This is a genomic window from Solibacillus sp. FSL W7-1324, from assembly GCF_038008025.1.
Taxonomy (GTDB): Bacteria; Bacillota; Bacilli; order Bacillales_A; family Planococcaceae; genus Solibacillus.
This window is the reverse complement of the sequence record NZ_JBBOYH010000002.1, coordinates 1-12,478: the sequence shown is the minus strand read 5'-3', so window position 1 is coordinate 12,478 and position 12,478 is coordinate 1. Positions and strand designations below refer to the sequence as shown.

Annotated in this window: 19 protein-coding genes; 1 reads left to right on the top strand and 18 read right to left on the bottom strand. The window is 35.4% G+C overall.

The features are described 5' to 3' along the window. Positions 1-68: 68 nt before the first annotated feature. The 4 genes from MKY71_RS18590 to MKY71_RS18575 all read right to left on the bottom strand — a co-directional run bounded on the left by MKY71_RS18590 (position 69) and on the right by MKY71_RS18575 (position 3,884). The gene (locus tag MKY71_RS18590) at positions 69-698 is read right to left on the bottom strand and encodes a nitrite reductase (RefSeq protein ID WP_065217279.1); all 630 of its coding nucleotides are present in this window, start codon (positions 696-698) and stop codon (positions 69-71) included. An 87-nt stretch (positions 699-785) separates the two neighbouring features. Then, a complete protein-coding gene (locus tag MKY71_RS18585; RefSeq protein ID WP_082990889.1) occupies positions 786-3,203 on the bottom strand; it encodes a heavy metal translocating P-type ATPase in 2,418 nt (805 codons plus the stop codon). 72 nt (positions 3,204-3,275) lie between these two features. After that, positions 3,276-3,482, bottom strand: coding sequence for a copper chaperone CopZ (gene copZ / locus MKY71_RS18580; protein ID WP_065217277.1), 207 nt, complete (start codon positions 3,480-3,482; stop codon positions 3,276-3,278). A gap of 69 nt (positions 3,483-3,551) precedes the next feature. Beyond that, positions 3,552-3,884, bottom strand: a complete 333-nt coding sequence (locus tag MKY71_RS18575) for a metal-sensitive transcriptional regulator (protein WP_197494750.1) — start codon at positions 3,882-3,884, stop codon at positions 3,552-3,554. Positions 3,885-4,134: 250 nt separating this feature from the next. On the opposite strand from MKY71_RS18575, the gene MKY71_RS18570 reads away from it, so the two are divergent. Further along, a complete protein-coding gene (locus MKY71_RS18570) occupies positions 4,135-4,464 on the top strand; it encodes a four-helix bundle copper-binding protein (protein ID WP_065217275.1) in 330 nt (109 codons plus the stop codon). Between the two features lie 435 nt (positions 4,465-4,899). Here MKY71_RS18570 and MKY71_RS18565 read toward each other — a convergent pair whose 3' ends face one another. The 14 genes from MKY71_RS18565 to MKY71_RS18500 form a co-directional block, all read right to left on the bottom strand. Continuing rightward, a complete protein-coding gene (locus MKY71_RS18565; protein ID WP_065217273.1) occupies positions 4,900-5,316 on the bottom strand; it encodes a hypothetical protein in 417 nt (138 codons plus the stop codon). Positions 5,317-5,444: 128 nt separating this feature from the next. Continuing rightward, positions 5,445-5,732, bottom strand: a complete 288-nt coding sequence (locus MKY71_RS18560; RefSeq protein ID WP_065217272.1) for a hypothetical protein — start codon at positions 5,730-5,732, stop codon at positions 5,445-5,447. Beyond that, positions 5,726-6,061 carry a hypothetical protein gene (locus MKY71_RS18555; protein ID WP_139377696.1) on the bottom strand — a complete coding sequence of 112 codons (336 nt, stop codon included), beginning with the start codon at positions 6,059-6,061 and terminating at the stop codon, positions 5,726-5,728. The genes MKY71_RS18560 and MKY71_RS18555 overlap by 7 nt, the downstream gene beginning before the upstream one ends. Positions 6,062-6,154: 93 nt before the next feature. Then, positions 6,155-7,396: a glutathionylspermidine synthase family protein gene (locus tag MKY71_RS18550; protein ID WP_065217270.1), complete on the bottom strand. Its 1,242-nt coding sequence runs from the start codon at positions 7,394-7,396 to the stop codon at positions 6,155-6,157. After that, complete coding sequence (locus MKY71_RS18545) at positions 7,374-7,613, bottom strand: hypothetical protein (RefSeq protein ID WP_065217269.1); 240 nt, start codon at positions 7,611-7,613, stop codon at positions 7,374-7,376. The genes MKY71_RS18550 and MKY71_RS18545 overlap by 23 nt, the downstream gene beginning before the upstream one ends. 5 nt (positions 7,614-7,618) lie before the next feature. After that, the gene (locus MKY71_RS18540; RefSeq protein ID WP_079524076.1) at positions 7,619-8,152 is read right to left on the bottom strand and encodes a hypothetical protein; all 534 of its coding nucleotides are present in this window, start codon (positions 8,150-8,152) and stop codon (positions 7,619-7,621) included. A 117-nt stretch (positions 8,153-8,269) separates the two neighbouring features. Next, the gene (locus MKY71_RS18535; protein ID WP_065217267.1) at positions 8,270-8,455 is read right to left on the bottom strand and encodes a hypothetical protein; all 186 of its coding nucleotides are present in this window, start codon (positions 8,453-8,455) and stop codon (positions 8,270-8,272) included. A gap of 203 nt (positions 8,456-8,658) precedes the next feature. After that, the gene (locus MKY71_RS18530) at positions 8,659-9,069 is read right to left on the bottom strand and encodes a hypothetical protein (RefSeq protein WP_065217266.1); all 411 of its coding nucleotides are present in this window, start codon (positions 9,067-9,069) and stop codon (positions 8,659-8,661) included. Between the two features lie 22 nt (positions 9,070-9,091). Further along, complete coding sequence (locus MKY71_RS18525; protein WP_065217265.1) at positions 9,092-9,565, bottom strand: hypothetical protein; 474 nt, start codon at positions 9,563-9,565, stop codon at positions 9,092-9,094. Between the two features lie 2 nt (positions 9,566-9,567). Then, positions 9,568-10,002 (bottom strand): hypothetical protein, encoded by a 435-nt coding sequence (locus tag MKY71_RS18520; protein ID WP_340733673.1) that lies wholly within the window; start codon positions 10,000-10,002, stop codon positions 9,568-9,570. Between the two features lie 147 nt (positions 10,003-10,149). Continuing rightward, positions 10,150-10,497 carry a hypothetical protein gene (locus tag MKY71_RS18515; protein ID WP_156732652.1) on the bottom strand — a complete coding sequence of 116 codons (348 nt, stop codon included), beginning with the start codon at positions 10,495-10,497 and terminating at the stop codon, positions 10,150-10,152. Positions 10,498-10,684: 187 nt separating this feature from the next. Beyond that, positions 10,685-10,858 carry a hypothetical protein gene (locus MKY71_RS18510; RefSeq protein WP_156732651.1) on the bottom strand — a complete coding sequence of 58 codons (174 nt, stop codon included), beginning with the start codon at positions 10,856-10,858 and terminating at the stop codon, positions 10,685-10,687. Between the two features lie 622 nt (positions 10,859-11,480). After that, on the bottom strand, positions 11,481-11,840 hold the full coding sequence (locus MKY71_RS18505) for a hypothetical protein (protein ID WP_231918730.1): 360 nt from the start codon (positions 11,838-11,840) through the stop codon (positions 11,481-11,483). A gap of 141 nt (positions 11,841-11,981) precedes the next feature. Next, positions 11,982-12,377: an NUDIX hydrolase gene (locus tag MKY71_RS18500; RefSeq protein ID WP_340733670.1), complete on the bottom strand. Its 396-nt coding sequence runs from the start codon at positions 12,375-12,377 to the stop codon at positions 11,982-11,984. Positions 12,378-12,478 lie beyond the last annotated feature (101 nt).

The following is a 12,478-nucleotide window of genomic DNA, read 5'->3' as shown; positions in this document are numbered from 1 at the left end:
CTCCTTATTTATAATAACCTTTTGAATTAGGGAAGTTAGCACAATTCCCTATTAAAAAGTAGAATTCATTAAACCTTATATCTATTCAAGAAATCATTTCCACCCATACGTTTTAAAAACTTATGGAATGCTTCTCGCTTTTTCCCTAATTCCGAATATTCTATAATAATTTTTTCTACGGTATCATACAATTCTTCCGGTGTAAGATTCTCAACCATCAATGAACCAACTTCTGCGTCTTTCCCTTTTGCCTTTCCACCTACATACAAATTGTAATGGTCTCTAATCTTCATAACACCGATGTCGCTTAACATAGGTTCCCCACAACCAACAGCACAACCTGTATAAGCAACTTTTAGGGTAAATGGAACAGGCTTTCCTGCAATACGACGATTTAATTCCTTTGCAACCGGCATTCCTTCTTCTTCGTCCCCTTTGCAGAAATTGCAGGTTCTTAGACTTTTTACAAAGTTGCCAACTGGATAACAAGCTAATCCTACATTCTGAAATTCCTCTATAATTTCTTCAATTGAATCTCTCGAGACTTCTATATAGAGTTGCTGGAAGGTAGTTAACTCAAGTTCTTCGTCCTCATTCATATATTTTAATATGGTAACAAGTTGTTTTGAGTTAAGTTTTGCTCCAAATCCTATTCCTCCATTAATAGCAATCTTTACTTTTATACCGCTATCCTCCATATGGTTTTACCACCTTCCTTAAACGTTTTCCACAATAATTAGGGTTATATCTGCCGCTAAATATAGCGACAGATGATATTGATTATTTTATTTTTGTAAATTAACTCTTTGTAAGCGTAATGCGTTCAATACTACTGACACCGAACTGAATGCCATCGCTGCGCCAGCTACCCATGGCGCAAGTAACCCTATTGCAGCAATTGGAATACCAATCGTATTATAAGCAAATGCCCAGAATAAGTTTTGTTTTATATTACGCATTGTTTTCCTACTCATTATGATTGCATCCGCTATACTATTTAAATCGCCTCGAATAAGTGTAATATCTGCAGCTTCCATGGCAACATCCGTACCTGTACCAATAGCCATTCCTATATCGGCTGTTGCAAGCGCAGGTGCGTCATTAATACCATCACCAACCATTGCTACTTTTTTGCCCTGTTGTTTCAGTTTATTTACTTCTTCTGCTTTTCCCTCAGGGAGAACTTCTGCTATAACTGAATCAACACCTACTTCTTTACCAATGGCTTGGGCTGTTCGTTCATTATCACCTGTCATCATGATTACTTGAATGCCCATTTCTTGTAAGCGATGGATCGCTTCTCTAGACGTATCTTTTATTGTATCTGCTACAGCAACTAGCCCTGCATATTTGCCATTAATTCCAGCTAGCATTGCAGTTTTCCCATTGCGCTCTAATTCTTCCATCGTAGGGAGAACAGATTGTATATCAATTCCATATTGCTGCATGAGTTTACGTGTACCAATAATTACACCTTGACCTGACACCGTTGCTTGAACACCATATCCCGGAATTGCTTCAAAAAATTGAATGTTACCAAGCTCAATGCCTTTATCTTGAATACCTTGAACAATCGCTTCTGCTAATGGGTGTTCTGATTGTTTTTCTGCTGCACCGATTAGTGACAAAAATTTTTCTTCGTCTTGGCCATCAGCTACTAAAACATCTGTTAATACAGGTTTACCATGTGTAACAGTACCTGTTTTATCTACTACTACTGTGTCGATGCTTTGTGTTTGTTCTAGATGTTCTCCACCCTTAAACAAAATACCAAATTCTGCTGCACGACCGCTTCCTGCCATAATGGAAGTTGGTGTTGCTAAACCAAGCGCACATGGACAAGCAATTACAAGAATGGCAATTAACACTTCCAGTGCTGGTGTAAACTCGCCGGGTTTAACCCATATAATCCATACTAAGAACGTAAGAATTGCAAATCCTACTACGATGGGTACAAAAATACCTGATATTTTGTCGGCCATACGTTGTATAGGTGCTTTTGAACCTTGTGCATCTTCTACCACTTTAATAATTTGGGCTAATGCTGTATCACGCCCAACTTTTGTTGCTGTCATTTTGATGAAACCATTTTTGTTAATGGTTGAGCCGTATAATAAGTCACCTGCTTTTTTATCCACTGGTAAGCTTTCACCAGTTAACATTGACTCATCAATAGCACTTGTTCCTTCTACTACTTCACCATCAACAGGAATTTTCTCACCCGGCTTCACTAAAATAATGTCTCCGGTTACCACTTCTTCTAACGGTACTTCTTTTTCAATTCCATCACGTACTACGATAGCTGTTTTTGCTTGAAGACCCATTAATTTTTTAATTGCTTCTGATGACCGGCCTTTTGCCTTTGCTTCAAATAATTTGCCTAAAACAATAAGTGTGATTAATACTGCACTTGTTTCAAAGTATAATTGTGGTCCGTGGTGTGCTCCAACAGTTATAATTGCTTGATATACACTATAAAAATAAGCTGCCGAAGTCCCCATCGCTACAAGTACATCCATGTTAGCACTACCGTTTCGAAGTGACTTATATGCCCCTACATAAAACTGTTTCCCAATAATAAATTGTACCGGTGTTGCCAATAACATTTGAATCCATGGATTCATTAAGAAATCTGGGACATATAAGAATGATGTAAACGAAAAGTGTCCGACCATCGTCCATAATAATGGTAATGATAAAATCGCTGAGAATATAAATTTACGTTGCTGGTCTTTAATATGCTTTTCACGGTGATCTCCTTGCCCTCTTTCATCTAGCTTTTGGTGTGCACCGTAACCCAGCTTTTCAACTTTAGAAATTATATCTGAAATAGTGACTTCTGAAGGATTAAATTCAATTGTTGCCTTTTCAAGTGCTAAATTGACATTTGCAATTGCAACACCTTCCATTTTGTTTAATCCCTTTTCTATACGAGTCGCACAAGCAGCACAAGTCATTCCAGTAATCTCGAATTCCGCTTTTTGTTTGACAACCCCGTAACCAAGTGCTTCGATTTTCTTTTCAAAATCAGCTTCACTTAGCTTTGAAGAATCATATTTAATCGATGATTTTTCAAGTGCTAAGTTAACGGTTGCTTGCTCGACACCTTCCATTTTATTTAATCCTTTTTCAATCCGTGTTGCACATGCAGCACAAGTCATTCCGGTAATTTGAATGCTAGCTTCTTTTGATATCCTACTCACGAATTTCCCGCCTCCCATATACCGTATAGGGGTATATTTTTTTGAAAATGAGAGAGTGCTGTGAAAGCACTCTTATTCTACATCGTACCCTTGATCATCAATCGTTTCTTTAATCTTATCAATAGATACTTGCGTTTCATTAAATGAAACTTCCACTTGTGCAGCATCTAATTTTACTTTTACTTCGTTAACTCCTTCTAATTGACCAACACTTCCTTCGATCGCCTTTACACAATGCCCGCATGACATTCCCTGTACATTTAATGTTACATTTTGCATTTTTTATTTTCTCCTTTTATTGAAATTTTATTTATTCAAATTTAAATACCCAGAGGTATTTTTAAGTTTTTATTTTTTCATTAACTTTTGAATTGTTACCACTAATTCGTCGAGTACCGCTTCATCACCTTCTGAAAGGCGATCAACTACACATCCCTTTAGATGACCTTCTAAAAGAATTTTGGCTACACTATTTAATGCAGATTGTGTGGCAGAAAGTTGTGTAATTACATCATCACAATAAACATCTTTATCTATCATTCCTTTAATTCCTCGAATTTGGCCTTCAATTCGATTTAATCGACTTGTTAAATCTTTCTTTACACGTTCCGAGTGATGACTTTTCCTGCATGTTTCATCAGATTCAGTATGACCTTCCACATCTTTCAATGAGTTTTCCATTATCATAACCTCCTTACTTTAAACACAATATAGCATACCCCCACACCGTATGTAAAGTAGGGAGATAAAACAAAACGTTTTTTTATTCCATTCCTTATCCCTTTTTAGTTTCAACAATTTAAGAAATTTTACTCTTTTAAAGACTTTTCTATAAAATTTTTTACCTTCTAAAAAAAATTCTTATATTTCGGTTATTTTAAAGCCGTTTTTGGGTAATATAATTCTGTATTAATCAAAGGAGGGGAATATAATGGCACATGAACAATATCAGTCTGTAATTGATTCACTTCATGAATGTATGATTGCGTGTAATCATTGTTATGATGCTTGCTTAAAAGAGGAAGATATGAAAATGATGGCGGAATGTATTCGTCTTGATCGGGAGTGTGCAGATATTTGCGCTTACTTCGAACAAGCGATTGGAAGAGGTACGCCGTTTATTTCACAGTTCGCAGAATTGTGTGCAACAATTTGTGAGGCATGTGGTAATGAATGTAAAAAACATAATCACGAGCATTGCCAAAAGTGCGCTGAGTCTTGCTTTAAATGTGCAGAAGCCTGTCGAAAACTCATTGCTTAAATTCCCCCTATAAAAAAGGAGGGTATTTTCTACGGGATACCTCGTTTTTAATGATTAGAACGCCAACCTTTTAAAGGTTGGCTTATTTTAATGTTTTTTACCCGATGGTATATATCAGTCAGAAATAAAACATCACCAAAAGGAGGACTTCTTTTGACAAGCACTACAAATGATAGAATCATTAATAATTACAGGTGTCCTTTTCCTATAACCCCATTTTAAGCAAAGAGTTTGTGCGTGCAGAATCGGGCCTTGAGGTCATAGACCATTATGTCCACCGTTATCCTGATTCCGGACTATAAAGACCACCTGTATGTTGTTTTTTAGATGGATCCTTAATTAGGTGTTTATCATATAATTAATCAATTGTTATTCCCCCCTGCTTACTATAACCACTACCGCCTGTCGAAGTAGTGATGTCCATGTTTGCAAACTTTAGTCTAAAAATTCTAGATAATCGTTTGGCTTAATAATTATTTCTGTACCTTCTTTGGCATTAGCCCTGCCCTCATTAAATTTATTTTGTTTTAATTTCCCCATAACCAGGCTCGGATGGCCAATCAGTTCATCATCCTTAAAAGTGAAATATTTAAAGTAACGTTCAAAGACGACTAGCGTAAAGTAATAATTATCTTCAATCATATTGAAGTACCATACGCGCGGTAATCGAACAATTTTAGTGATTGTTCCATGTACAAAATATAGCACATCTAATGCTAAATTCTTCATAACTTTTGTGTGAGCTGTTTGTTGGTCTACAATTAATTCACTAATTGGAATTTTAAAGCCAGTAATCGATATGATTACTGAGGCTAATAGATCCGGTTCACCAGTTAAAAATAGTTTTTTCAAACCTTTTAATGTAGTTAAAGTTTTAGGCTGCTTGGGACCATCATTAGGTACTTTTAAAGTTCTTCCAGTTACCTCTTGCTCGTTTGGTCGGCCACGGTCCTGGGCAACATATTCAGGATCCAGTTTATTTAAGTTAGCCTTACAACAATCGGTTCTACCTGAGTAATCATTTCTTTCTGCAGCTGCATTATTTTCCCTACACTTTCAGTAAAGGTCATTGGTGCAGCGAAAGCACATCCCTCTAAATGTACTGATGCCCCCTTACCACTCGTTTTAAAGAAAGCAACTTTGTTACTTTCCTTTACGAAATGGACCGGTGCTCGACAATCCATACAGAAAATAGGGGTTTGTTGAGACATTTCCTGAAAGTCCGTGGCATTAACAACCGTATTATCTGCTAATTTTGCGGTTAACATGATTCTCTCTCATTCCTCCCGATTCGGGCTTTACAGTGATTGATTTTTTCGATATTAGCAAACGATACAGGTTGTATTTTGCCTGGATATTGACTTTCTACTAATTCGAGTACCTCTGTTTGTAAGTGACCAGTACGATACGATAGTTTACCAGCAACTATTTCCCCATACTTTGTAAAAATGGTATACAATTTTTTATCCAATGGATCACTTAGTATGTCATACACCGTTAAAGGTTGTAACGTCACTATATTTGGTTCTGAAGAATCTTTTAAGCGTGTTTGAATGGATTCTACGTAGTGTGACTGCATATCTTGTACGTTTAGCACACATCTATTAATTTTCATAACAATCTTTTTGTGAAATTCGATTACCACAAATGTTCACACTTGTATTACCTGACCAAAATTTTGGTCAACACATTAAGATTTAATGCCAATCGGCAAAAAAAACGCATCATTTTCCGTTAATGTAGCATCTGCGCGGCAACCGATCGCCCCCACAGTCCCATTAATAATAAAGCTGCAGAATAAATAATGTACTTCTTGCTCACCTTGATTTGTGTGTATTGTAACTTTAGGCTGCTCGACATACTTTTGATAAAACAACAGGTATTCACTAGGGTTTTCATGCTTCGATTGAGCGAGCGTATTCCCTTTCCCATCTAAAATCTTTACAGTAGCCCCTTCACTAGCGAAAATAGACTTTTCAACATATGGCTCGTTGTTAGCTAGGAACGTATCCGCCTCTAAATAGGATGGTAAGAAGTATTCCTCAATCCATTCATGCTCTTCTTCCGTAAAGAACGCATTTTCTTCATGTAAGCCCCAGATAACGCTCATAACAGCCTTGTTTTCCATTAAAAAGGCACTTGGAGGGTTAATGATAAAAAGCTTCTTAGAAAGCACTAATTCAATTAGCCAAAGCCCTATTGGATTCTTTTCACTATCTTTTTCTTTTAACATATATTCAATGAAACCTGTTGGACGATATAAAATATCAACCTTCTTCCCGGTATCATCATATACACCCTCACCTTTTACGATTTTCAGCTGTTCGAACGGTACAAAACGGGCACCACCTACAGAATCTTGTAATAAAAGCGTTGTGTGAACATCCTCTCGGGAATTGGCACATGCCGTAAATACAATGTTAGGGAACGAAGCATATTTATTTGTTCGTACAGCTAGATTGACCGCCTTTTCTAAATAACTAAGAAGTCCCTCGTTTGGATCACGCAACCCGAAATGTTCACATACAGCCCCATTGACGCTATAGGCTTCTTTAAGGAACGTCGATGTATCAGCATTAATTTCAATGCATTTAAAGGAATTACCGCTAGGGATAAGGTCAATACGAGCAATTACAGTTGGGACAGGTAAGGTTTTCATTCGCACAAAATTAATTGTTTCAATTGGATAACCCATATCGCATAACACATTGGGGTGAACAGTTTGCAAGAGCGCGGTCACTTTAAAGAAAATAGCGGTGATTCGTTCCGAAGCTAATCGAAGGGCAGAAACTCGTTCCTCTGTAATCGGCATAACATCATATAACGCATATTCGTGGTCCTCTGTATCAGGCAAGAAACAGGGAATTTTATTATAAAGTTGTTCTCGCTTCAACCGCTGTTGAGCGAGATCATAATGTGATTTCATAACCATAATCTATTTGCACACCTCGGTAATGTTCAATTTCAGCTAAATGTGGCTCTTGTAATACCGTATATTGCTTAAAGTAAGCAGACGTATCACTATGCCATTGTTCATGATATTCATTCCATTCATTAATATTGGCAGCATGGACAACTGGCTCATTAACATGCCCTAAATTACCTGTAACGGTAACGCCAATTAATACAAGTTTAGTTCGAGTAGCCATAACGATTACTTCCCTTCCAGGTACATGATTTCAAGTACTTTTTTAGATGGTTTCAATGAATAGATACTGTCATTGAAACCGCAAATATGATTAAAAAACATCGTATGTAATATTGAACTTCCTACAAAATAATTTATTTCCCGATTTGTAGGAGCTGGCACAAAGCCCTCATTGTTCAGCTTTTGCAAGTAATAAGGAATATCTTCGGTAATACGCGTAATTAAGCCTTTTTCATCAAATTCACCGCTTAAATGACGCTTTATGTAAATATCGAATGTCTCAATAACAATCGTTTTTAATTGCGCTAACGAATAGGAAGAAACGAATGATTTAAATGATTCATCCACTTTCCACTGAAGTTCAGGGAGCTTTATATTGAAAGCATGTGCTTCATGCTCAATCATAGCCATAAATTCATATGCTGCGATTTCAAGCCACAAATCATAGGTACTATCAATGAAGTTTTCCTCGTCCTTTAAATTTAAATAACAGATACGGACAGTAAATGCCGATACGTCGTCAGTTGGTAGAACATTCACCTTATGCCAATTCTCCAATATATCAAGCTTATGAGTTCGTCGCTTTTGACCGCGCTTGCGCCCTGCAGCGTTCGACTGGGTAATTAAAATTTTCCGCCTAGTTAAGTGTTTTACGATCTATTTTAAGTAGGCTTTATTTGGTGTGATGATGCCATGCTTGGAAGCAGTCGGACCAATCATCATAACATCCTCTGTTGCGGCCGTATTCATAAGAGCCGATAAGTACACTTTATCTTTATAGGTTAATTCACGCTCTAATACCGGCTTTAATTCGTACTGGCAATAATTAAATGCTACGTTCATTGTGCCCTCCCCATTCCAATGCGATATAGTTACTTATTTCTTTATGGTTATCAATCAGGTTCGGTTGATTTTCTTGTAGATACCAAGCCCTCACCAAAAATGCGATAGCAAGACAACCCAACCCGATATAACCGATATATTTTCGTTTCATAAATACCTCACTTCTGTTAATGTCTAGGATCCGATGACTTGCTGATCCCGGTTTAATAAAATGCTGCAGCCATATCAACCAATGTTTTCATTTTTAATATGCCAACCATGCCATACCCGAAGAAAATAACCGCCTTCCCTACAAAGTACGTTAAAATCCCTTTAGACTGTTCCTCGTTATAAACCATAATGCTATCGACTGAATAGAAAAATGACAGCAAGAATAAAATCAGGAACGGTGTAAAGTAACCAATTACAGTGTTATTAGTACCTACAATGAGGAATACCACGACTAGAACAATGATTTGTACAGCTATAAAGACAGTACGAACGCCCTTTGTTCGCTCATACGGTTCTGTATTTCGATTGAAAATAAGCTTCAAGATTAAAGCGATTAACCAAATTGCCCCAAGTGATAGGCTATATAGTGTAAAAAATGATGCGTTTTCCTGTAATACGTCCAAAAATCAAACCAACCTTCAACTATTAAATTTTAGCTATATAGTGTTCGAAGCCTGTATGAAGCGTTACACCTGCATATCTAACCGGTGTTGTAGCTTTAAATACCTTCACTAACAATAAGAAATTCACAATATGGTCTACATATAGCTTTTTGTTCAATTCACTATCATTTATTCGAGCACATGCATTACTGAAAGGTATACTCAATTCCCATGTAATCGCGTAATAATAAGCTAAATCCTCTTTATTCTTGCTTTCGCTCAGACTACTTGAAACCTCTGCTAATTGCGTTTGCATAGCCATGTTCTTGCTCATAACCTCTGAATGTATCTGTTGGAGCTCACTTGTCGTTAATGATAATAATTCAGCTTTCACCTCTGAAGCGTCAAAACGAGCCTTACGTTCTGCCAGTCTCTTGCAAAGACGATAAAATGCCTGGTGAAATGTTTCTGCGTCCGTCAATTTCCCACTAATACGCGGATTTAATAATGTAACCAATCCTAATACCTCCTATCTGCATAACGCGAAGCGAACTGTACAGCTTTAAAATCCGCGCCTATGTTCCGAGTTGAGGGATTCACACTATATGGTTGAGGAATACGCGTCCATTCAATACCCCAATGCTGACATGCATCACATGAAATTAAACTAAAACCGAGTAACGTATCGTAATAATCTGTATCGGTAATAAACTTCTTTAATTGCCGTTCAAACAGTCTGTCTTTTTGAACACTGGGCGCCATTAGATTTATTTCGAAACGGCGTACATTTTTAGAAGGGCACTTATCATTTACGCAACAAGCTGCGCGGCTATATTCAAACAGATGATCATACACGCTTATAATTGTAATAAAGCGGTGGCTATCTGAAATATTCATCCAATCATAATACAAGCGTTTGTAGTGTTTTAAATTATGAATTCTTAATTTACACATAAGGCTTACCTCCACTAATCAATAAAAAAAGCACGCAATAAACCCGTTAAGGTCTATTGCGTGCTTCGCGATAGATAATACAATTTTATATAATTATTAGATACTTTTGCTTAAAAGTATTACTAATAAGCTTAGAAACCTATTTTATTATAACTTAAAGTCCGATGAATTTCCAAAGAATTTTTCATCGTTAAATAAATGTTGAAGATTGTTCATTTCTAAAGCTTCTGTTCCAAATTCATAGTTCGTTTGTTGAATATACTCACACAACGTAACCAGCTCTTTGTAATCGAAACCCGATGCATTCAATTTATAGATTTCTTCAAATTGAGCATTTAAGAATGTAATGCTCTCATAATACGGTTTCGTTCCTTCAATAACATTCTGATCGATATATGAGACATCGTTAAATTCAATTTCCTTACGTACTTTCCCCTCAATAACCTCAAAGCTTGAAATGCCTACATGTATTCGAACTGGTTTTTTTAATGGCAACCATTTAAAACTAAAAATAAGACAAAAAATGATTAAAGCTATGTAAAAGAAATTTATTTCTAAGTAAAGTCTAATTCCAAAAACGCCAGCGATAAGAATAAGAAAGTAGATCGTTAATATAACTTTATTCGACTTATGTTGTTTCTTGTCTTTAAACTCAAAATTCTTATTTATAGACATAGACTATTTATGAAAATTTCAGCGTTTTTCCTGCTGCGTTAGGATTAACATTATTAGATTCGAATAAATGAATGATATTAGATTTTTTGCTATTTGAAATAAACTCATACTCTCTATTATCATCTACTCGTCTTGAAGTTTGAACTCCGATAATTTTAAATTTGCGCTCTTTTTGTACCATAATTCACATGCCTCCGAATTCGATTGTTTCTTAATTTTTAAAAAGATTCTTCTCTTTAAAATGCCTGCTAAAAACAAAAAGAACCTAAAACGATAGACGTATCCCGTCTATTGCTCAAGGTTCTTCCTTAGCTTTAAAATAAGTTACTTAGTGTTACTTGTGTTTCTATATGCTTTATTCAATATTAATAAATAGTTATTAAAAAGTAAACAAAAACCCCTATAAAATTAAAAATTATTCTTTTTTTAAATACAAGTTTGGAAAATATTATAATTAATGCATTAATTGTTAGATATATCATAACATAATCTTCTAGCCCATCTCTACATATTCTAAGTTTAGTATTTATATAGTCTTATTTTAAAGGATGAATTATTATACTTCACATAGTAATCCAGTGTAATAGTATGTCTAATTATGGATAAAGCGAGGTGAATAATTAGTGCTAGATTTAAAAAGAATGGAGGCAAAAATCTTTTTTGAGACTGTTGTGAAGTGTAGCTTTGAAATAAAGTTTGAGCAAAAGCACCTCGTGGTTTTTATAAAAAAGTTTGATCATTTTCTACTTGAGTTACTCCATAAACGCGCCCAGATTGTTTAAGAAGGAATGAAATTGTAAATTTTAATTTAATTTTACTAACTCTGGATTCAATATAATATAATGATACGTCCAACAATCAGAGAATTCTGTACCAATTTCGTGTTCATTCAAGCAGACCCTGTTCATTCCATCACATCCATCGAGACCACAACAACCATTTAATCTACTACTATCTGAATGGCGGTTTGAATTGATTATATCCTTAATGTTTATAATGATAGAACCTTTTATTATTTCGTAAGCTGTTTCCTCTTGAATTAAATAAAATCCTCTAGGAATATAATCTTGACCATCGTTTTTATTAATCAGATTCAGGTCTTTTAATTCCGATAATGGTTCAGAAATTTCTAAATTACAAGATTTACAAAATAGTTTCAACAAGTCGTTTCCTCCTTTTTTATGAATATGTGTTCCAGTAGGCCCTTTAATGAATATAGAGCGTGTTCCTATTCAATAATCGCGCCCTTTAATTGAATAACTAAAAGCTTCTATTAGCTGGTTTTGTTGAGGAGTGTTTTAAGATTAATTAGATAATAGTTGTTCAATAACTTCTTGATCTTCAGGATATGTAAGCATTAATTTTGAAATTTCATTGCCATTCTTCCAAGCAATTTCTTCAATTTCTTCATCGGGGTCTTGATATTGAATTTCACCACCAGTAATTTCACATAAAAAATATTGTGTTGTTACTTTATATTCTTTGATAATCGTTTTTTTTGTATGTAATTCTTTAACTATCTTAGCTTCATAACCAGTTTCTTCTGCAATTTCGCGTATACAAGCTTCCTCTACGGTTTCATCAACTTCTACTCCCCCCGAAGGAATGCTCCAACTATTAGAATTTTTTGTACGTATCATTAATACACGATTGTCTTTAATTATAATAGCGGATGCACCATTCCAAAGCTTATATTGCATAATTTAATCCTCCTATATTTTGTTATTTATTGTTTATTATAACATTAATCTTTTCAAGAAATGTCCATGAAACGTTATCTGGTAAACCAGAAAGTTATTCA